Below are 22,597 nucleotides of genomic sequence, written 5' to 3'. Positions count from 1 at the left end.
TGGTTGAAGGACTATGTCTGTAATTAGCACAAAAAATACATATATAAGTTAGGGGAATGAGGATGAAGAAATATGGTTGGGTGATACTAGCGGCTATCTTGATTTGGTTATGGCCGTCCTCCCCTCATGTGAATGCGGCTGGAGCAGAATTATTTTTGGATGGCAAAAGGGTGGAAGCGCCCGCAGGTGCCAAGCCTGAAATGGTCAATGGTAAAATCATGGTACCGCTCAGGGTGGTTGGGGAGCAGCTTGGATATCAGTTTAAGTGGGAGCCACAAGCCTATAAAATTTCAATACAAAAAAACAGTACCGATATGTCTATGTATGTAGGCCGTACATCGGCTGATGTGAATGGAAAAACAGTTAGTTTGGATGCACCACCTGTGCTGCGGGGCAGCTCGACCATGGTTCCATTGCGTTTTGTCGGGGAGCAAATGGGGTTAAAAGTGGATTGGAATAATCAAAATAAATCCGTAAATCTCAGTCAGAAGATTGCAACTCAACCAGCGGATAAACAGTCTCAATCCCAACAACCGTCGCAAACGTCAACACAGAGTACAAAAAGCACAAATAAAACGTCTACAGCAACAGCGACAACAATAACTCCGGTTGAAGCAGACAAGCATACGGAAGCCGTACCTTCAACTTCCAAGGAGCAGAATGTAGAACAGACTACTACAAATGCGGTGCTTGTACAAAACATTTCTTTTGAGAATGAAACGTTAAAGATTTCTCTGAACAAAGACCTAACTCCTAAAGTATCCAAAATGACAGGACCTGACCGTATAGTTGTAGATTTACCGGAGACTTCACTGTCGACAGATCTTCTCCAGTCGTTCCCGGTTCGTAAGGATGGCACGCGGGCGTTGGTGAATAGTTACAGTGAGGATGTACAGGAAATCAGATTTGCTCCTGCGGATGGAACAAAAGGGGGCGCACGTATCGTCATTGCTTTGAATAAGGCACGTGATTACGATCTTTCAACAAATGGCATAGGTGATATCACCCTTCAGTTGCGTGAACGTAGTGTGAACCCGGAGATAGTAGCTCCAACGAATGTCGAAGGACGGCGAATCGTCGTAATTGATCCAGGACATGGTGGTAAGGACCCTGGAGCAGGCAGTGTGACTGGACGACATGAGAAGGAATTTACGTTGGCGGTAGCGTTAAAAGTCCAGCAGCTTGCCCAAAATGATCCTGATATTCAAATTGTATTGACTCGCAATGGAGATACGTATCCCACACTGGATGAACGGCCACAGCTCGCTAATAATCAGCAGGCTAGCGTGTTTGTTTCCATTCATGGTAACAGTATGCCAACTTCTAATAACGGAAAAGCTAATGGGTCTGAAACCTATTATGCACGTCAGGAAAGTTTGAGCCTGGCCACGATCATGCACAAGCATCTTGTAGCAGCAACCGAGTTTAAGGATAACGGTATTAAGGTGGCAAACCATGTGGTGACGAGAAAATCACAAATGCCCGCTGTATTACTGGAATGTGGCTACCTTAGTAATCTGTCAAATGAAGCGGCCATGTTCACAGAAGAAACACAGCAGATGATTGCCGAAGGTATTGTCGATGGCCTGAAAGAGTACCTTGGAACAGGCACAGGAGTAACTGAATCACTCAACTAAGAAAGTTTGCAATAAAAGCTGCTTTTTCACCTTTTAATGAAAATTCATGAGGGTGAAAAGTAGCTTTTTTTATTTTTTTGCTGTGACTTTTGACGGGAAGCAAATGGTCCATATTTTTAGTCAAAATTCGACAAAAATAGTTCTTTGGCACGTATATTTCTGTTATGATGGAATATATTCGCAACTTTTGGTGTGAGATAACGTCTATAAGGTTGTCTGATATTACATAAGCGCGTATATCAGGTCGCCGCACCGGAGCATGTGGCAAAAAAATTATGAATGGAAGGGTGACGAATGAAGAAATTTGGTTTTTTGTTGTTATTATTTGTCTTCATGTGGGCGGTTCCGGGTTATGGACATGCGGCTTCGAGTGGAACACAAATCTATCTCGACGATCAACAGTTAAGTGTCCCTAGTGGTGCTAAGGCACAAGTAATTGGCGGAAGTACGATGGTTCCGCTACGCGTAATTTCTGAAAATTTGGGATATGACGTGACATGGAAGCAGCAGGCGCGAACCATAACGATTGAGAAGGACAGTACCTTGATCCGAATGATAATCGGGAGTAAGACGGCGACTGTCAATGGAAGCGACATTAGTCTGGATGCTTCGCCTCTGCTGCGTTCCAATTATGCCCTTGTACCGCTTCGTTTTATCGGCGAGCAAATGGGACTGGACGTAAAATGGGACAGCAGCACCAAGTCCGTAAAATTATATACCCGCAATAGTGGGTCTGGAAACGGGGAATTTACACCTCCTAAGTCCGGAAATAACAGTACAGGTACAGGAAGTGTAACTGCGCCAACCAATAATGCGAGTTCAGGTGTGACGCAGGTGCAGGGAGTCAGTTTCAGCCAAAACCGCTTAACCATCACAACAGCGGGTGCTGTCAAGCCGAAAGCGTTTACGATGACAGGCCCTGATCGGGTAGTGGTGGATTTGCCAGCGACTGCATTTGCGGACAATTTTGGAGACCAGCAGAAGCTGGATAGCAACTTAAATGGTTCGCTGGACATTGAGAATGAAGCGGATGTGTCCGGTATCCGATATGCTTTATTCCAAAAGGAACCATCAACGGTGCGAGTTGTTATTGATTTGAAACATGCCATGAATTATACCGCATATAATGATGGATCGAATCGTGTTATCGTCGATCTGGCTTCCAAGGATTCAGTGAATACAACGCCAGACGCAACGTTACCGGATGGGTCAGAGCCGGACGATACGCAGACATCTCCAGTTAATAGCAATGGTAAAAAGGTCGTTGTTATTGATGCTGGACATGGAGCAAAAGATTCCGGGGCAGTTGGTATTTCAAGAAAAAATTATGAAAAGACCTTCAACCTGGCGATGGCTCTGAAAGTAGAAAGCATATTAAAACAAAACCCCAAGCTTGAGGTTGTGTTAACACGTAGCGATGATACATTTTTGGAGCTTAAACAGCGCGTAAAAGTGGCTGAAAATCTTAAAGCCAACGTGTTTGTGTCCATTCATGCTAACAGCAGCGGTAGCTCAGCTTCCAACGGCACAGAGACGTATTACCAGCGTAGTGCAAGCAAAGCGTTCGCCAACGTTATGCATAAGTACTTTGCTCCTGCGACGGGTCTGACAGACCGCGGCATTCGTTATGGAAATTTCCATGTAATTCGGGAAACGACTATGCCAGCTGTTTTGCTTGAAGTAGGATATCTGAGTAATGCAAAAGAGGAAGCAACACTGTTTGATGAAGATTTTCAAAACCGGGTAGCTCAAGGGATTGCAGATGGAATCACAGAGTATCTCGACGTAAAATAAATCTTCAACAAATCGCTTGCCAACGTCAAGTAAGGAGGGGGACAGACATATGAACAAGAAAATCGTAATTGCAGGTCTGCTGGCACTGTTTGCCATTGCAGGTGCAGGGTGTGCCTCTAAGCAAACATCGGCTCCTGCGACTCCATCTCAGGAAACACAAACTTCAGCTGCACAAAATAGTACACCCGAACAGACGACCCCTGATCCATCAGCTCAGTCTGCTGAAAATAATGGAGCGAGTCAAACACCTGCAACTCCGAAGACGGAGCCTACAAAGACCAAGACGGACACGGAAAAGTCAGGAGATCGTCAAACACAGCAGATCACGGTGTATTATACGGATACACAAGAGAACGGTTTGAAAGAACAAAAAAAGGAAATTACCTATCCGAGCGAGCTGGAAAAATTCCAAAAAGCGTTTGAAGCTCTACAAAAGAGCGGTGATTCTGCTCTGATTCCGTTGTGGTCCGAGAAAATTACCGTGCATAAGATCAAATTGGATAACGGTGCATTGACCTTTGATATTTCCCTGCCGGATGAGGCTCGATTGGGAGCTGGCGGCGAGGAATTGGCTATCGATGCTTTGAAGCAAACGATGTTCCAATTCAAGGAAGTCAAAACGCTGGATTTGCTCGTAGATGGTCAATCTCTGGAGTCCTTAATGGGACATGTAGATTTGGAGCATCCAATGAGCCGCTAATCGATCAGACTGTATGAAAATTTCTTGAGAATTTACACACTTTTCACGTGCAATCTGTGACAGATAATGATAATATAGGAGTGTATTTCTCGCCTATGCAGGCAGTCATGCACAAATAGTATTCGTTTCTTTCCGGATGATTATTTAGAGTGACCGTCTTGATGCGGGCTATCCCGTATCAAGACGTTTTTTTTGCTAGGAGGTAGGATTTCCGTGAATGCAGCAACCGCACGTCATATATTGGACACCATCGGTACGATGTTTCCGGATGCCCATTGTGAGCTGAACCATGACAATGCTTTTGAATTAACGATTGCCGTGTTATTGTCTGCTCAATGCTCCGATCAGATGGTCAATAAAGTAACGGCAGACCTGTTTCAAAAATACAAGTCACCTGAGGATTATTTGGCTGTTCCTCTTGAGGAACTGGAGCAGGATATTCGTAGAATCGGCTTGTACCGAAACAAGGCCAAGCATATTCATAACCTCTGCCGGATTTTAATAGACCAGTACGGGGGAGAGATACCTTCGGAGCATGATCAACTGGTCAAGCTACCCGGTGTTGGCCGCAAGACGGCTAATGTCGTAGTATCTACTGCCTTTGATGTACCAGCTATTGCGGTAGATACGCATGTAGAGCGCGTTTCCAAACGGCTCGGCTTTGCAGGGTGGGATGATTCAGTGCTTGAGGTGGAAAAAAAGCTGATGAAAAGGGTACCTAGGGATGAATGGTCTGTGACCCATCACCGGCTCATTTTTTTCGGACGCTACCATTGCAAAGCTCAAAACCCTCAATGTCAGGTGTGTCCATTGCTGGATGTGTGCAGGGAAGGCAAGAAACGTATGAAAACGTCTCTTATCAGAAAAGATAAGAAACGTAGAGCTTAAAGACCCGAAAGACCTATAAAGGTAATAGAGGGTTTAACCATTTATGTGTAGAAAAGGATGAAGAGTAATGAAGTGCATTTCGGTATATACAGATAATTTTGAGGCGTTCTCCGATATTTTTGAGCAAATTGTAACAACAGAGTTTGCTGAAAACGAAGAGCGCGAGCTAGAGGGAATCACAGTTAGTCATTCTGGTGATGTCCCTGAGCATTACCTGGAGCGTATGTCACAAAAACCAGAAGTGGTCGTAATGAAGGATAAATCCCGTGGAATTACGATCTTACAGCATGGTCAAGTATTTGAAATTTTGCTGCCAGTACTTGAGACTGCAGCTAATTAAGTGTAATTAGCGGACGACATGCGTTGCATGTTCCGGTATAGGCGGCTCGGCTGGTCTAACCAGCCCGCAGGCGCATATACGAACCTTGAAGACCGTCATAAAACGCTGGATATGGATGATTTCACATATTTAAATATGAAATCTTCAATTACATTTTCAGAGGAGTTTCTTAAATGAGCATTTATGATTATTCAGCGTTTTACATTTCAATATCAGGATTTGCAGCGTCTATATGATCAATATAAGGATAGAGGCTTGGTGATTCTCGGGTTCCCATGCAATCAATTTGCCGATCAAGAGGCGGATTCCAATGAAAGTGTGCAAACATTTTGTACTCTGAATTATGGGGTCGCATTCCCCATGTTCCAAAAGGTGAATGTACGTGATGAGCAGGCTCACCCGTTGTTTACATATCTTGCTTCGTCGTTGCCCTTTGAGGGCTTTGATGAAACACATTCGGTTGCCAAAATACTTATTCCTTTAATTCATGAGCGTCATCCTGAGTACTTACCAGGAGATTCGATCAAATGGAATTTCACGAAATTCCTGATTGATCGGAACGGGAAAGTGATCAAACGATTTGAAGCAACGACAGACCCTCTGGATATGGAAGAATATATTGAAGCATTACTGTGATGATCTGTTTTGGACATTATAAAATAAACTTATGGTTTGCCATTTACAAGAACGCGTTCCCGAAAGCCAGGTACAGGCAGGGAGCGCTTTTTTAGTTTTTTTAATGTGATGATTCTCACAGTGGCTTAGGAATGCTACAATATAGCTATTTGGTGCAGATAAGAAACAAGGAGTGAAACCGTAGCTTATGATGCAAACGATTACAGGAGATGCGGACAAGTGGTTGAATACGATAGAACAGATACAGGATAACTTGCGTAAAGCAGGGGATGAAGCGGGAGCGAGGGCGCTAGGGGATTTGATGGAAAAAGCGCATGCGCAAGAGTTGACCATTGCCTTTTGTGGACATTTTTCAGCAGGTAAATCGAGCTTGATTAACAGCCTGTGCGGTAAAACCGTGCTGCCATCTGGACCGGTGCCTACAAGCGCTAATGTAGTGTCCATCCGTCATGGACGTTCGAGAGTGCTTATTCATCCAGCCCGATCGGTAGAAAACCCGGAGCCGGAAATCGTGGAAGCTTCCCTGTCCGAGCTTGCTGAGTATTGTAAAAATGGTGGAGCCTATGAATCAGTTGAAGTATGGGAGGATATACCGATATTATCTGGCGGAGGAGTGCTGCTGGATACACCCGGCGTAGATTCCACAGACCACGGACACGCGATGGCGACACATTCAGCTTTACATTGGGCTGATATTGTTTTTTATGTGATGGACTACAATCATGTCCAATCTGAAAATAATTTGTCTTTTGCCAAAAGTTTGTCGGATTGGGGCAAGCCACTATATTTGATAATCAATCAAATCGATAAGCACCGAGAGCGGGAGCTATCCTTTACACGTTATCGTAATGAGGTGGAAAGCAGCTTTCATGCCTGGCAGGTACATTACACGGACATTCTGTTTACTTCCTTGAAGGAACAGAATCACCCCTGGAATCAGTGGGAGCAGTTGACGTACTTGATTCCGAATTTGCTGGAGCGCAAAGCAGAGCTTTTGGCTTATAGTTTAGTGTCTTCTATGCACCATTTGGTAGAGCAGCATGTGGAGACGGTGCAGGCCGCTGAAGAAGAGGAACTGAACGCACTGCTCAAAGAAGCAGGTGGAGAAGAGGCCATTTTGCGCCTGGACATAGAGCAGAAGGCCTTACAGCAAGAGGATGAACACTGGAGGATGCTTCCAGAGCAGGAGCATAAACGGCTTCGTCAAGAGCTGGATCATCTACTGGAACATGCTCATCTCACGCCTGCGGAGCTACGTGAAGCGGCTGGCGAATATTTAGAAAGCCGCAAGCCGGGCTTTAAAACAGGGTTATGGTTTGCCGGAGGAAAGACGGAGCGAGAAAAGGAGCGCCGTTTGGACCGGCTGGCAGGGATGCTGAGTGATCAGGTGGAGGGACAACTGTTGCCTCATGTGCGTGAGTTACTGAGGTCATGGGGAGAAGGTCAAGGTTTGTGGACCGCTGCGATGGAACAGGAGCTGGATGACATCCGCCCTGCAATGGATCGGCAACTGGTAGAGCAGACAGTAAAGGAAAATGCTTTGTCTCCGGAGTATACGTTGAACTATTGCAAGGACCTGCGCGCTGCTGTGACCGCTGATTGCCGCCGCAAGGCGTTGGCGCTGGTAGACCGCCTGCTGGCCCAGCTTGCGGTACGGGCCGAAGCCAGCCGCGAGGCTCTCGCGGATGCGCGCACTGCGTTGCTGGCGCAGGCGGAAGCTGCGAGCCGTTACAGCACTCGCTTGCAAGCCTTGGCTTCGCACGCCGACCTGCTGCGTAGCATGCTGCCGCAGGCTTCCGCGCCTGGCGGGTTGCCCCGTGTGGGCACGCCTGCTCCTGCGGCCGATACTGCCGCTGCTGCCCCGACAGATACGGCTTCAACAGGTGCCGTGCGTCCAGACATTGCTGGCTCGCACAACGCATCGGTGCAGCCACAAGCAGGCATGACAACAGCGCAGTCTGCCGCCGGGGGCCGCCGTACGCGGCTGGATGCAGCAGCGACAAGATTGAAGGCGGCCGCTGCATTGGTAAGCCCGTACCCTGCGATGCAGGCGGCTGTTCGGGATTTACATGCGCGAGCTGCTGCACTGGAGGACGGGCGCTTTACACTGGCGCTATTCGGAGCATTCAGTGCTGGCAAATCCAGCTTTGCCAACGCTTTGCTGGGCGAAGCGGTGTTACCCGTATCGCCCCATCCGACGACAGCGGCGATTAATCGCATTATGGCGCCTACAAGTCATGAGCGTCATGCCACGGCTGACGTCCACATGAAATCAGTGGATGCGTTGCGGGAAGATCTTAAATACTCATTTCGGTTATTAGGATTGGGAGAGCCAGCATCCGTGGGCTGGCAAGAAGCCGTAAATTCGTTATCACCAGAAGGTATTCATCCTGCGGGAAGGCCTCATTACAGCTTTTTGAAGGCTGCTGCAGCTGGATGGGAAGAAGCTGAAAGCTTGCTAGGACAACAGCTTCAGGTGAATCTAGAGCAATATCGAGATTTTGTCGCATCCGAGCGCAAATCATGCTTCGTGGAGCATATCGACCTTTATTATGATTGCACTTTGACTCGTCAGGGCATCGTGCTGGTGGATACGCCAGGTGCCGATTCTGTGAATGCACGGCACACAGGTGTGACCTTCAATTATATGAAGCATGCAGACGCTCTTGTATTTGTGACATATTATAACCATGCGTTTACGCAAGGAGACCGGCAGTTCTTGAATCAATTGGGCCGAGTCAAAGAGACATTGGCGCTGAATCAGACGTTTTTTATCGTCAACGCATCCGATCTGGCGTCTTCTGAAGATGAACTATATTCTGTGACTCAGCATGTACAGGAACAACTTCAGGCGAACGGAATCCGCAAGCCGCGTATTTATCCGCTTTCCAGCATGCTGGCGTTGGAAGCAGCCGAGCAGGGAGAGGCTTCGCTACGTGCAGCTTCACGGTTTGATGTGTTTGAAAATGATTTTTCGGCATTTGCAGCCGAAGAGCTGGCAGGTTTGTCTATTGCATCTGCTATGCAGGAGCTGGGACGTCTGCGGAGCCGAATAGAACAACATGCTGCTGATGCCCGGTATAGCGCTGAAGAGCGTGAGCTCCGATTAGAGCAATTAACTCGAATTCGTGGGGAACTAGAGAATGTGCTTCTTGGTTCGACTGACAACAATGGTGGATCTGTGCTGTCGGACGAAACCGATGAACTGCTGTATCATGTACGCCAAAGGCTAGCCTACCGGACGGGTGAATTTATGGCAGAAGCGTTCCATCCATCTGTTTTGCGTGAAGGAGTAGGTGATCTTCGTTTGGCCTTTGCATCTTGTGGTCGTGAGCTGATGCGATTGATCGAACTGGAGTTGTCTCAGGAATTGCTGGCAACCACCCTCAGACTAGAAAAAATGGGGCAAGCCTTGGTGCGTAAAGCTATCCAACAGTGCGTAGATCACATGAACCTTCAGTTGAATGGGCTAGATTGCACAGTTCCTGGATTTAGAGAATGGGTTGTCCCCGAACTGAGCGATATTTCCTTACAGGAGTCCATTCAGTGGAAGGATTATTGGAATAGCTTTAAAAATCCAAAGCTATTTTTTGAAGGGATGGGTCGGGCGAATTTACAAACTAGACTGGAGCCCATATTACGCCAGTTAATCGGAGAAGCTGTGGATCAGCAGCGAGAACGAATGTCTTTTTTTTACGTTGCTATGATGCAAGAGGAACAAACATGGCAGAAAGCACAGCTACGAGAGCAAATGCTGGAGACGATTCGTGGTATGGAACATGCACTTAAGGGCGGTGAGGAGCCACAAGTTTGGGAAGAGCTTGCTGATCAGCTCGCGAATTTAGAGTCAATATAAATATGTTCATGATTGTATTAAGTTCAGGACACCGGGTTGTGGGACAATCCGGTGTTTTAAGCATACTTCAAAAAGAAAGGAAAACTGAGGAAATAGCCATATTCAATGATAAGAAAGCGATTTAATTTGTCTAATCACCTACCAATTGCGAACCTGCCTGAAAACGGCCCGTTATCCTCTTTGCCGCCTTGGAACACGGATGGTAAACTTCACTAAGCCATATAACAACGTCGTGCAACTAATGGAGGGACTTGACATGGAAGTGCTCAGGCAACTGCAAGTTTTTTTTCGTGAGAGGAGACATTATCTATTTCTTTCCATTCTATGCCTTGCGATAGCGACGGCCTTGGGACTGGTGTATCCGAACCTGCTCCAACGGCTCATTGATAACGCTATCATTCCCGGTGACTTCGAGAAAGTTCCGGTTCTGGCTCTGACTGTACTGGGAGTCGTGATCATCAAAGGGTTTATGCAATTTTTACATGGTTTTTTTGGTGGACGGCTAGGTAACTATCTGGCGTATCGACTTCGCAATGCCTGTTACGAAAAGCTGCAATTTCTGTCCTTCAGATATTATGACACCGCCAAAACGGGGGATCTTATGTCCCGTCTGACTGGTGATTTGGAGGCGATTCGCAACTTTATCGGGTTTGGTTTTGCGCAACTCCTCAATGTGCTACTGATGGTCGTATTCGGCTCTATCATGATGCTGTATATTAATTGGCAGCTCACCCTCTTTACGATGATCAGCATGCCATTGCTACTCTTCGTCACATTCAAATTTGAATCTCGGATTCATCCCACCTTTCAGGAAATGCGAATTGCTCTCAGCGCCCTGACGACAGCGGTACAAGAAAATATTACAGGTGTGCGAACCGTTAAATCTTTTGCTCGCGAATCCTATGAAGTGGAAAAATTCTCCGTACGTAATGAGCAGTACAAAAGTAACCAAATTCAGGCTGCTTCCTTATGGAGTCGATTTTTTCCTGCGATGGAACTGATTGCCTCGGTCAGTGTGGTTCTTCTCTTGGGCATGGGTGGATATCTAGTTATCCAGAAGTCAATGACCTTGGGGGAACTCGTCGCTTTCTTTAGCTTAATTTGGTACATTATCGGTCCCATCTGGAGCATTGGCTTTCATATCAATAACTATACGCAGTCCAAAGCTTCCGGTGAAAGGGTTTTGGAGTTGCTGAATCAGTCTGTAGATGTAACCGATGAAGCTGATGCACTTACACTCAACGCCGATCAGGTGAAGGGTCATGTGACGTTTGATCATGTTACCTTTGCTTACGGAAATAAGCTACCTGCTGTTGTTGACATCAATCTGGATGCGCCACCGGGATCGGTCATTGGGATTTTAGGAGGAACAGGTTCGGGGAAGTCGACCATTATTCAACTACTCATGCGAGCCTACAATGTGAATGCAGGAAGCATCAAGCTGGATGGGACGGATATACGTCATTTGAAAATTCGCGATTTACGTGCTCAAATTTCTTCTGTGTTTCAGGAGACGTTTCTGTTCTCGTCCTCTATACGAAACAATATTGCATATGGGTTAAGTCATGTCAGTATGGATGACATCATACGCGTTTCCAAGCTGGCTCAGGCGCATGAATTCATAACTGAATTACCGCTGGGCTACGACACTGTTGTTGGTGAACGTGGATTGGGACTGTCTGGAGGGCAGAAACAACGGATCGCCATCGCGCGCGCACTACTCAAAAATCCGAAAATTCTCGTGCTGGATGATGCTACCAGTGCGGTCGACATGGAGACGGAGCATGAAATTCAGTCCGGTTTTCAAGAGGTTATGCGTGGACGCACAACGTTTATTATAGCTCATCGAATCTCTTCGCTTCGTCATGCCAATGAAATTGTAGTGCTTGAGGAAGGACGAATCGTCCAACGTGGAACACATGAACAGCTCATTGCTACTCCAGGTCCATATCAGGATGTGTATCATATTCAATACGCCGATTACATAGCGGAGGCTCCAGACGGTGTATCCGAAGGGCAGGTGAGACCATGAATATTCCAGTAGAAAAAGCCAAACCGTTAAAGAAGCCGACCAATGAGCGCTTTGTCTATCAAGATGATGAGGTCATTGATAAACCGTTTAACTGGGCGGAATTCAAACGTTTGCTAGCATACATGAAACCTTATGCCCGTCAGATTCTGCCGATTCTTCTGGTCATGATGATTCTCGGCACGATTACTAAGCTGACGGTTCCATATTTGATCAGTCTGGCCATTGACAAGGCCATTGCTCCCGCATGGCCTGCACTGCCGAGCGTAAAGTTATTGTTGCTCATTACGGGTGCCGTGCTCTTGTTATATTTAATTCAATGGGCAGCCAGTACGTACCGCATTAAATTCACCAATATTATTGGTCAGCGGGTTATTTACGATTTGCGTGAAGATTTGTTCAAGCATATTCAGAAGCTTTCCTTTAACTTTTTTGATAAAAGACCGGCGGGTTCTGTATTAGTACGTGTGACGAATGACATTAACTCGCTACAGGATTTATTTACGAATGGTGCAGTGAATGTCCTGATTGACTGCGTACAGCTTTTCGGAATTATCGTTATTTTGCTGCTTATTAACTGGAAGCTCGGTTTGGCAGTGATTGTGACCGTTCCGATCATGTTTTTGATCTCGACCAAGCTGCGAGTACGCATCCGTCGCGCCTGGCAAGAAGTACGCATGAAGAACTCGCGTATCAATTCTCATTTGAATGAATCTATTCAGGGAATTCGTGTGACACAAGCGTATACGCAGGAGCAGGAAAACATGGCTTATTTCGACGATATGAACAGCTCCAGTAAAAAATCGTGGGATAAGGCTTCTGCTATGAATCAGGTCTTTGGCCCACTTATTGATATTACCGGAGGATTAGGTACGCTTGTGCTGTTCTGGTTTGGAGCGCATTTAATTCAGACAGATCAGCTTACGGTGGGGCTGCTGGTTGCATTCGCCAACTATGTAGGGAACTTTTGGGAGCCAATCAATCGGCTGGGTCAAATGTACAATCAGCTACTGGTTGCGATGGCTTCTTCAGAAAGAATTTTTGAATTCATGGATGAACAGCCGAATATTGCAAACAAACCGGGAGCAAAAGCCTTACCGCCTATCCGGGGTGAAATTCAATTTGAAAAAGTCATTTTTGAATATGAAAAGGGACGTCAGGCGCTTAAAGGTATTAATCTTTCTGTCGAGGCAGGTCAATCTATAGCGCTTGTAGGTCATACCGGATCAGGTAAAAGTACAATTATTAATTTGCTCAGTCGTTTTTATGACATTACGTCAGGGCGACTTACCATTGATGGTTATGATGTGCGAGATGTCACGGTGGAGAGCTTGCGCAGCCAGATTAGCATCGTGCTTCAGGATACATTTATTTTTTCGGGGACGATACGCGATAATATCCGATTTGGCCGTTTGGATGCAACGGATGAGGAAATTGAAGCGGCTGCGAAGTCGGTCAATGCTCATGAATTCATTGTTCACTTACCAGATGGCTATGAAACAGAGGTAGAGGAGCGTGGAGGGATGCTTTCCATGGGCCAGCGCCAGCTCTTATCCTTTGCTCGTGCCTTACTGGCTAATCCGCGAATTCTTATTCTGGATGAGGCCACAGCTAGCATTGATACGGAAACGGAGCTGAAAATTCAGGAGGCTCTTCAGGTTCTATTGGAAGGCAGAACTTCTTTTATGGTTGCTCACCGTTTGTCCACTATTCGGAATGCTGATCATATCGTTGTACTGGACCATGGGGAAATCCAAGAAAGTGGTAATCATGAACAATTGATGAAAAAACATGGAATATATCGGGGGCTGGTGGAAGCACAGTTCAGATTTTTGTAAAAAAAAGATCAAAAAATCGCGTTTTTTGTAAATTAAAATGCCGAGCACTATTGCATTCTTGGAGCTAAACCCTGAAAATAAAGATGAAAAGAGATCAGAGCAATATCGTCAGAGGGGGAAGAGTTCAAGATGTGGGGTGCTCCTTTTTCTGCCAAGGCTAAGAAGATGCTACTGCTGGGTAGCGGCGAATTGGGAAAAGAAGTCATTATTGAAGCTCAGCGACTTGGCGTGGAATGTATTGCTGTAGATCGCTATGAGCTGGCTCCAGCAATGCAGGTGGCTCATCGCTCTCACTGTCTGGATATGCAGGATGCTGAGGCGTTGAAGGCATTAATTCGCAAGGAACAGCCCGACATAATTGTACCTGAAATCGAAGCTATTGCTACGGGTGCTTTGGAAGAATTAGAGCAAGAGGGATTTCACGTAGTACCAACGGCCCGGGCCGCCCGTCTTACGATGGACCGGGAGGGTATCCGCAGGTTGGCTGCCGAGAAATTACAGCTTCCGACTGCCGCCTACCGTTTTGCAGATCATTTTGAGCAGTTACGGTCGGCGGTTCAAGAGCTGGGCACGCCATGTGTGGTCAAACCCTTAATGAGTTCGTCAGGTAAAGGGCAGTCTGTATGTCGGACACTCGAAGACGCAGAATCCTGCTGGAATACGGCGCTGGAAGGCGCGCGTGCCAAAACGACACGTGTCATTGTTGAAGCTTTTGTCCCGTTTGAGAGCGAAATTACCTTATTGACCGTCAGATCGGAATCAGGCACGACTTTTTGCCCACCGATTGGCCACATTCAAAAAGATGGGGATTATGTCGAATCTTGGCAGCCTCATGGCATGACGGACAAGCAGCTTTCGGAGGCGCAAGACATTGCCCGTACGATTACGGATGAACTGGGTGGTTACGGATTGTTTGGCGTAGAGCTGTTTTTAACGGCTGATAGCGTCATATTTAGTGAAGTATCCCCGCGTCCGCATGATACAGGTATGGTAACCATGATCACGCAGGATTTGTCTGAATTTGCGCTTCATGTACGGGCGATTCTCGGATTCCCGGTGCCTTCGGTCACGCTGCTTACACCAGGAGCTTCAGCTACCTTGAAGGCAGAAGTGGCAACGCGCGATTTCGCAATAAGCGGTCTGCATGATGCACTATTGCTACCCCGGACACAGGTGCGAGTGTTCGGGAAGCCTGAAACCAAGCCGGGACGCCGGATGGCTGTAGCGCTTAGCGCTGCAGAAGATGTGGAGACAGCACGGAAGACAGCCAAAGAAGCTGCCAATATGCTGAAAGTGGAGGTAAATCATGTCTAACAGTGTGATGATTCCAGTACTGACAATTCGTTCCGTAGAGCTTGGCGATTGTGAAGCCGTAACTGGACTACTTAGAGAAGTCGGATACCCGATGACTTGTGGTGTTATGAAAGAAGTTATGGGAACAGCGCAGGAGGACAGTCAAGCGAATATGATGGTTGCAGAAATGGATGGTTGTGTTGTCGGAGTAATCGGCATGCATACGGCTCAAAGCCTGGCCTATCCTGATCCTGCTGTACAAATCACCATGCTGGTCGTGAGCGGGGAGTATCGCGGCGAAGGCATTGGCAAACGATTGGTTGCTTGTGGTGAGGAGTGGGGGCGTGCGCAAGGCTGCTATCATTTATTCATTACTGGAGCGAATAACCGCATCAAACAAGTAGAGGCCCGTGCTTTCTACAACCGAATCGGCTTTGAGAAGCAAGGCTACCGTTTCAGCAAAAAGCTTAGATAATTAGCTTGCAACAAACAATCTAATACTTAAAGCCTCAATATTTTTAACTTAGTCCTGTTCGTCATTGCCGAGCAGGCTATTTTTTTTCCAACTTTTATACCATTGATGATGCTATAAAACATGATATACTGCTAGAGTAAAGATTACAAAGTTGTAACCTGAGACATTCACACCAAGGCACTTATACAACAAGGAGATGACGAAATGAAGAATATGTTGAAAAAAACACTGGTGATGGGAAGCTTAAGCGCCGTTTTATCCGCAGGATTCATCGTTCCGGCATCAGCTTCACCAGCTGACGATTTGTCTGCCCAATTACAACAGTGGTTTCAAAATAACGGATACACAGTCAATATGTCCAATGGGACGACAACAATAACGAAGACTGTCATTAAGGATTATTCTGAAAAGGACAAGGCTAAAACAAAAACAGCAAATCCTTCTTCTGGCAAGCAAACGACGAATCAGGCTAGCCAAAAGGCTTCAAAGACTGTTACCAAGCAACAGACCCAAACACAAAACGCCAACTCAGGTGCAGGTCAGTCTACAGATTCTAATGTACAACTGAGCAAGTCTCAATTTGCAGCCGAGGTGGTAAAGCTTGTAAACAACGAGCGCAGCCAAAAAGGTCTGAAGCCCCTCACCTCTAATGCGAAGCTTACAGAAGTAGCCTTAGCGAAGGCGAAGGACATGAGCACGAACAATTACTTTTCCCATACATCTCCGACTTACGGTTCACCATTTGATATGATGAAAAAATTCGGTGTAACTTATACGTATGCGGGTGAGAATATTGCAATGGGACAAAAAACACCACAAGAAGTAATGAAGGCCTGGATGAATAGCCAGGGACATCGTGAAAATATTTTGAAGGCAGAATATACACAAATCGGTGTGGCTTACTACAATGGATATTGGGTACAAGAGTTCACACGTAACTAAGTTGATAGAAAAAACGTTTCAAACGTCATTTCTGTTTGTAAAAAGATAGTGACGAAACGTAATTTAGAGACCCGCTGACAACGTTCAGCGGGTCTTTTTATGTCGCTTATGACTCTTCAAGCATAAACCATTTCTCTATCCCAGAAAAGACATATGGGACGCGCTTATAGTATGATGACAGTAAGCTGAATGGATAACAGACTACTTTTGGAAAGCTAGGTGAACAAATGAGCTACGAAATCGTGCATGAAGGTGCTTTTGCGATGCTTAAGGTGCAGTTGAACCCCGGAGAAACCATTAAAGCAGAAATGGGAGCGATGGTTTCCATGTCTTCCAGTGTAGATATAAAGGGGACGGTAGACGGTGGGCTGTTACGTGGTTTAGGCAGAATGCTGAGCGGAGAAAAATTCTTTTTTCAAGAGCTGAGAGCAGCCCGGGGACCCGCTGAAGTACTGCTAGCCCCCGCAAGCATAGGTGATGTACAAGCAGTGGAACTGGATGGCACGTACAGGCTGTTGGTCCAAAAGGACGGTTTTTTGGCCTGTACAGAAGGGATTGAGGTTAGTACCAAAATGCAAAACCTGATGAAAGGTTTATTCTCCGGTGAAGGTTTTTTTATTGTAGAAATCAGTGGCCGAGGCACAGTATTCCTATCCTCGTATGGAGCCATTCACCCCATTTATATCGCGCCAGGAGAGGAGCGTATTATTGATAATGCTCATCTAGTGGCATGGCCGGATTATATGGATTATAGAATTGAAAAGGCATCTAAAGGCTGGTTGTCCAGCGTAACGAGTGGGGAAGCTCTTGTATGTCGTTTTCGCGGTGAAGGAACGGTACTGATTCAAAGCCGAAATCCGGGTAGTTTTGGACAATGGATTAGAAGTTTCATCCCTGATAGCAAATAGTTCCTTCCGTCTAATCCCGCTGATGAGAGGAAGGGCTATTCGCACAAAAAGTATAATAAAAGGATGGGAATTTGCCATCCTTTTTTAGTATGTTCATGGAAAATTATATGGGATTGTAATCATTGATTTTCGCTTGAACCAGAACGGTTTATTTGCAAAATGACAGGAGAAGCTTTATGTTTATTTCACCAAGCTATCAGGAGGGAACACGAGTGAATTCATCAAAATGGATTTGGCGGTCTGTCGGTTCCGTTTCCATTGCCGCCACACTGCTATTATTGTACGGATTTATTGCAGCAGTACGAAGTATTACGGCTCCAGAGCCATTGGTAAGTACTCAACCTGTACAATCCGGTTCATCGCAGACACAAACTGCACCATCGGCTACTGCTCAGACGGAAGAGTTGCGTGTAGCTGCCATTGGCGATTCGTTAGCCAAAGGAACGGGGGATGACTCCGGAAGTGGTTTTGTGCGTCGGTCGGTGACTTTGTTAAATGATCAGGAAGGACATAAAGCTCGGCTCATAAATAATCTAGGGATTAATGGACTGACGACTCAAGGACTATTAACCAAGTTGGATGAGCCTGGTGTGTCTTATGTACTGAAGAAGGCTAATGTGATTATAGTTTCGATTGGCGGAAATGATTTATTTCAGGGCGCACAGGCGGCCCAAACCGGCAAAGAGCCACCTACACTCAGCGGTTTGCGCAAAGCTCTGCCTGATGCAGCCAAACGTCTGCAAAAGGTGCTAACAAAGGTAGGGAAAATTAATCCGAATGCTAAAATTGTCTATGTAGGATTGTATAATCCATTCAGTGATCTGCGGGAAATGAAAATTCCCGGTAATCTTGTGGTAACTGAATGGAATATGGCTGCCATGGCAATTACCAACCAAAACAGTAACATGACGCTGGTTCCAACTTTCGATTTATTCGAGCAAAATTTGCCCGTCTATTTATCATCCGATCATTTTCATCCCAACGGACAAGGCTATCAGGCAATCGCTGAACGTATCGCACAAGGATTTGCTGTTACCGCAACGAAGGGTACCGATCATGTAAATCCTAATCAACAGTCTACAAGTAGCCAACCTGCAGAAGCGAAAAAGGGAGGGAACAAGTAATGAGCATCCAATCTGCTGACAAGACCGAGGCTGGCGTGACCCAAGATTCGACATCCACGAATGCAGTGTCCAGTCTTCATTCCTCCAATCAGGTTGGTAGCGCAGACAGAGATAGCAGCAATAATGAAATCGTGCTCTCTGTTCAGCATGTTAAAAAACGAATTAAACGCAAAATGATCATTCATGATGTAACGTTCGACGTTCGCGCAGGTGAAATTTTCGGATTTCTCGGCCCCAATGGAGCAGGAAAAACGACGACTATTCGTATGCTGGTCGATTTAATTAAGCCTACGGAAGGGACGATAACCGTATGCGGTCATAATGTAAATCGTGACCCTGAGCAGGCTTTACGGCATATTGGTTCTATTGTGGAAAATCCAGAGGTGTACAGCTACCTGACAGGATGGGAGAATTTAGAACATTTTGCCCGCATGCAGCCTGGTGTTGATGAACAGCGCATCCGCGAGGTGGTTGAGTTGGTTCGGCTCGATCGTCGCATCCATGATAAGGTAAGTACATATTCACTGGGGATGCGCCAACGTCTTGGTATAGCTCAAGCCTTGCTTGGCAGACCTAAGCTACTCATTTTGGATGAGCCGACGAACGGGCTAGACCCCAAGGGAATCAAAGAGATGAGAGCTTTTATCCGTTTGTTAGCGGCAGAAGGCATGGCTGTATTTGTTTCCAGTCATTTGCTCAGCGAGATCCAGTTGCTATGTGATCGTGTGGCAATTATTAGTCGGGGAAAGGTGCTGGCTGTTGGTGGGGTACAGGAACTGGTTGAGACACACTCACATATGGCTGTATGGCAGCTGGAGCCTCGCGATCAAGGCCTTGCCCTATTGCAAAATTCTCCGTATGTGCACATCATTACGAACGTCGATGAATTAATTGATGACAGCATTGTTGCAGGCAGCGGAGTCGATGCTATTTTTACAGAAATGGATGAAGAGCATATTGCGAAGCTGGTCGCACACATGACAGCTTCCGGTATTTCCGTTAAAGGTGTAACCAAAATTAATCCTACACTGGAGCAACTATTCCTGAAAATGACGGAAGGTGAGATACTTGAATAATATTTTACCGCTCGTACAAAATGAAACCCTTAAAATTATCAAGAAGAAACGATTTTATGTCATTTTACTTGTTTTGCTTGTGCTTGTGCCGATTTTTACGTACGCTCAGATGAAAGTGGCAGAAAACAATCGCAAGAAATTCGGCAATGATTGGCGGCTGGAACTGCGTCAAGCCATTACCGATAACCAAAACTCGCTGGGCAGCGATAGGGTTCCCGAAGAATGGAAGACCTATCGTCGGGTCTTTGTGCAGCAGATGCAATATTATCTGGAAAATGACGTGAATCCTAATGAGCCGAGTGGCGTCACTTTTACCAGAGAGTTTATGGATAACTCCATAAATCTGTTCGTTCCGTTGTTGATCATGGCCATTGCTTCGGACTTGGTTTCAGGAGAACGGACGACAGGCACGATAAAAATGTTGCTGACTCGGCCGGTCAGGCGGTGGAAAATACTGCTGAGCAAGCTGCTGACACTGTATATGTTCGTTTCGCTCATCATTTTGGCCGTATTTGTCATTAGTTATCTCATATCAGGCTTGTTTTTTGGTTTTCGTGGTTTTAATGTTCCGGTATTTACCGGCTTTCAAATTGTTGGATCGACGGTGGATTTGTCTGCTGTACATGCAATTCCACAATGGCATTACCTGATGCTGCAAGCCGGATTGATCTGGTTTGTCAGTCTGGTGGTTGCTTCGTTAGCCTTTATGGTATCTGTTCTGGTACGTAGTACAGCTGCAAGTATCGTGGTCATGATGGCCGCGCTCATTTCGGGCACTATACTGACCAACATGGCTTCATCTTGGCAGAGCGCCAAATATTTATTTATGGTTAACCTCGGATTAACCGATTATTTATCTGGAAGCCCTGCCCCGATTGAGGGAATGACCCTGCCGTTTTCTTTAGCTGTACTGGGCATTTGGGGGGCTGCGGCGTTGATTGTTTCATTCGCCGTCTTTACGAAACGGGATATATTGAATTAAAATGGACAAGGTAAAAGAAAACATCTGTTTGCATTTTTGGTGAAAACCATCAAGAATAAGGCAAAACACGGTTACGATTAGACAAAGGGGGAGCATGAATGGTCGACAAAATCGACTTGTCTGCGGGAGCTTCCGGTACACAGAACGGAGCTTCAGAATATGGCGCGGACGACATTCAAGTGCTCGAAGGGCTTGTGGCAGTTCGCAAACGGCCGGGCATGTACATCGGGAGCACCAGTTCTTCGGGACTGCATCATTTGGTATGGGAAATTGTAGACAACGCGGTGGATGAACATCTTGCCAAGTTTTGCTCTCGCATTGATATCACAATGCATAAGGACGGTTCTGTTACAGTATCAGACAACGGGCGCGGTATTCCTACGGGAATGCACAAAATGGGAATTCCTACGCCTCAAGTTGTATTCACCATTTTGCACGCCGGAGGTAAGTTTGGCGGTTCGGGATATAAAAAGTCCGGGGGTCTGCATGGGGTAGGTGCGTCTGTAACGAACGCTCTTTCGGAATGGCTTGAAGTGGAAATCTACCGGGACGGCAAGATTCATCGTCAGCGGTTTGAATATTGGCAGGACAAGAAGGGCGTGGAGCATGTCGGTGAACCGACCACAGGCCTTGAAGTGCTGGGCAATACTAACAAGACGGGCTCGAAAATTACATTTAAACCGGATATTCGCGTTTTTCAGTCAGGAATTCATTTTAACTACGATACGCTGGCTGAACGCCTTCAGGAGATTGCTTTTCTGAATTCCGGCCTTCGTATTCAGCTTAAAGACGAACGCAGCGGAAAGTCAGATGAATATTTTTATGAGGGTGGAGCAAGTCAGTTTGTTTCTTTTTTGAATGAGGGTAAGGATGTATTGCATGATGTTATTCACTTTAATGCCGAGAAAGAAGACATTGAAGTGGAGATTGCCATCCAATACAATGCCGGCTACACAGAGACGATTGCTTCGTTCGTTAACTCCATTCCGACACGTGGCGGGGGTACGCATGAAACAGGCTTCAAAACCGCTTACACTCGTATCATGAACGACTATGCACGCAAAACAGCGATGTTGAAGGAAAAGGATAAAAACCTGGAAGGTAACGATCTGCGTGAGGGTATGATGGCTGTAATCAGTGTCAAGATGGCCGAGGTTGAATTTGTCGGTCAGACAAAAGATCAGCTGGGTAGTGCTTCGGCGCGGAGTACAGTGGATGCCATCGTATCTGAACAAATGCAGCGCTTTTTGGAGGAAAATCCACAGATAGCGCAAACCTTGATCAGAAAGGCAGTTCAAGCATCCAAAGCGCGTGAAGCTGCACGTAAGGCTCGGGACGAAATGCGTTCTGGCAAGAAACGCAGTGAAAGTTCTAATTTGAATGGCAAACTGTCGCCTGCGCAGTCTAAGGATTTTACACGTAATGAGTTATTTATCGTGGAAGGCGACTCGGCTGGAGGATCGGCCAAACAAGGACGGGATTCCAAAATCCAGGCAATTTTGCCGTTAAAGGGCAAGCCGATGAATCCGGAAAAATCAAAATTGGCGGATATTATGAAAAATGATGAGTATCGTGCGATTACGGCAGCGATTGGCGCGGGGGTAGGAACTGAGTTCACGCTGGAAGACAGCAATTATTCCAAAATCATCATTATGACCGATGCAGATACAGATGGCGCGCATATTCAAGTACTGTTGTTGACGTTCTTTTATCGGTACATGAAAGAACTCATTGATGCAGGACGCATATTTATTGCTCAGCCGCCATTGTATAAAATAACCCGCAAGTCGGGTAAGCTCGAAACGGTTCGTTATGCCTGGACTGACGAGCAGCTTGATAATTACTTAAAAGAATTTGGACGGAATTTTGAGCTTCAACGTTATAAAGGACTCGGGGAGATGAACCCTGATCAGTTATGGGAAACGACAATGAATCCCGAGTCACGCACCCTGTTGCGCGTTCAGATTGAGGATGCTGCCAAAGCTGAACGCCGTGTGTCCACATTGATGGGTGATAAGGTGGATCCACGTAAGCGCTGGATCGTGGAAAACGTGGATTTCACGGAATACGTAGAGTAGT

At 46.2% G+C, this 22,597-nt stretch carries 17 protein-coding genes; all 17 read left to right on the top strand.

Translation table 11 applies throughout. From position 1 onward, the window contains the following. Positions 1-62 precede the first annotated feature (62 nt). Positions 63-1,637: an N-acetylmuramoyl-L-alanine amidase gene (locus KSP24_RS06905; RefSeq protein ID WP_216974781.1), complete on the top strand. Its 1,575-nt coding sequence runs from the start codon at positions 63-65 to the stop codon at positions 1,635-1,637. A 294-nt stretch (positions 1,638-1,931) separates the two neighbouring features. After that, positions 1,932-3,431: an N-acetylmuramoyl-L-alanine amidase family protein gene (locus tag KSP24_RS06900; RefSeq protein WP_025678589.1), complete on the top strand. Its 1,500-nt coding sequence runs from the start codon at positions 1,932-1,934 to the stop codon at positions 3,429-3,431. 49 nt (positions 3,432-3,480) lie between these two features. Next, positions 3,481-4,131, top strand: a complete 651-nt coding sequence (locus tag KSP24_RS06895) for a GerMN domain-containing protein (RefSeq protein WP_216974780.1) — start codon at positions 3,481-3,483, stop codon at positions 4,129-4,131. A gap of 213 nt (positions 4,132-4,344) precedes the next feature. Continuing rightward, entirely contained in the window at positions 4,345-5,019 is a 675-nt protein-coding gene (gene nth / locus KSP24_RS06890) for an endonuclease III (RefSeq protein ID WP_025365090.1), read from the top strand. Positions 5,020-5,086: 67 nt separating this feature from the next. Further along, complete coding sequence (locus KSP24_RS06885; protein ID WP_013310628.1) at positions 5,087-5,359, top strand: hypothetical protein; 273 nt, start codon at positions 5,087-5,089, stop codon at positions 5,357-5,359. A gap of 183 nt (positions 5,360-5,542) precedes the next feature. After that, entirely contained in the window at positions 5,543-5,995 is a 453-nt protein-coding gene (locus KSP24_RS06880; RefSeq protein ID WP_254207658.1) for a glutathione peroxidase, read from the top strand. A 187-nt stretch (positions 5,996-6,182) separates the two neighbouring features. Beyond that, on the top strand, positions 6,183-9,851 hold the full coding sequence (locus KSP24_RS06875; protein WP_216974779.1) for a dynamin family protein: 3,669 nt from the start codon (positions 6,183-6,185) through the stop codon (positions 9,849-9,851). A 256-nt stretch (positions 9,852-10,107) separates the two neighbouring features. Continuing rightward, a complete protein-coding gene (locus tag KSP24_RS06870; protein WP_013371589.1) occupies positions 10,108-11,883 on the top strand; it encodes an ABC transporter ATP-binding protein in 1,776 nt (591 codons plus the stop codon). Then, positions 11,880-13,718: an ABC transporter ATP-binding protein gene (locus KSP24_RS06865; RefSeq protein WP_216974778.1), complete on the top strand. Its 1,839-nt coding sequence runs from the start codon at positions 11,880-11,882 to the stop codon at positions 13,716-13,718. Before KSP24_RS06870 ends, KSP24_RS06865 begins: the two co-directional genes overlap by 4 nt. A gap of 129 nt (positions 13,719-13,847) precedes the next feature. Further along, positions 13,848-15,032 (top strand): formate-dependent phosphoribosylglycinamide formyltransferase, encoded by a 1,185-nt coding sequence (gene purT / locus KSP24_RS06860; protein WP_019687815.1) that lies wholly within the window; start codon positions 13,848-13,850, stop codon positions 15,030-15,032. Continuing rightward, the gene (locus KSP24_RS06855; protein ID WP_013371586.1) at positions 15,025-15,486 is read left to right on the top strand and encodes a GNAT family N-acetyltransferase; all 462 of its coding nucleotides are present in this window, start codon (positions 15,025-15,027) and stop codon (positions 15,484-15,486) included. Before purT ends, KSP24_RS06855 begins: the two co-directional genes overlap by 8 nt. A 204-nt stretch (positions 15,487-15,690) precedes the next feature. Further along, complete coding sequence (locus tag KSP24_RS06850) at positions 15,691-16,428, top strand: CAP domain-containing protein (protein ID WP_216974777.1); 738 nt, start codon at positions 15,691-15,693, stop codon at positions 16,426-16,428. Positions 16,429-16,655: 227 nt separating this feature from the next. Continuing rightward, positions 16,656-17,336: a TIGR00266 family protein gene (locus tag KSP24_RS06845; protein ID WP_016822128.1), complete on the top strand. Its 681-nt coding sequence runs from the start codon at positions 16,656-16,658 to the stop codon at positions 17,334-17,336. A 176-nt stretch (positions 17,337-17,512) separates the two neighbouring features. Further along, positions 17,513-18,460 carry a GDSL-type esterase/lipase family protein gene (locus KSP24_RS06840; protein WP_013371583.1) on the top strand — a complete coding sequence of 316 codons (948 nt, stop codon included), beginning with the start codon at positions 17,513-17,515 and terminating at the stop codon, positions 18,458-18,460. Further along, positions 18,460-19,536 (top strand): ABC transporter ATP-binding protein, encoded by a 1,077-nt coding sequence (locus KSP24_RS06835; protein ID WP_013371582.1) that lies wholly within the window; start codon positions 18,460-18,462, stop codon positions 19,534-19,536. Before KSP24_RS06840 ends, KSP24_RS06835 begins: the two co-directional genes overlap by 1 nt. Then, entirely contained in the window at positions 19,529-20,518 is a 990-nt protein-coding gene (locus tag KSP24_RS06830; RefSeq protein WP_013371581.1) for an ABC transporter permease, read from the top strand. The genes KSP24_RS06835 and KSP24_RS06830 overlap by 8 nt, the downstream gene beginning before the upstream one ends. 98 nt (positions 20,519-20,616) lie before the next feature. After that, positions 20,617-22,596 (top strand): DNA topoisomerase IV subunit B, encoded by a 1,980-nt coding sequence (gene parE / locus KSP24_RS06825; protein ID WP_013371580.1) that lies wholly within the window; start codon positions 20,617-20,619, stop codon positions 22,594-22,596. Position 22,597: the final 1 nt, after the last annotated feature.

The sequence above is a fragment of the Paenibacillus sp. AK121 genome (genome assembly GCF_019042715.1).
GTDB classification, from domain to species: domain Bacteria; phylum Bacillota; class Bacilli; order Paenibacillales; family Paenibacillaceae; genus Paenibacillus; species Paenibacillus polymyxa_C.
This window is presented reverse-complemented; position numbering and strand designations above follow the sequence as displayed.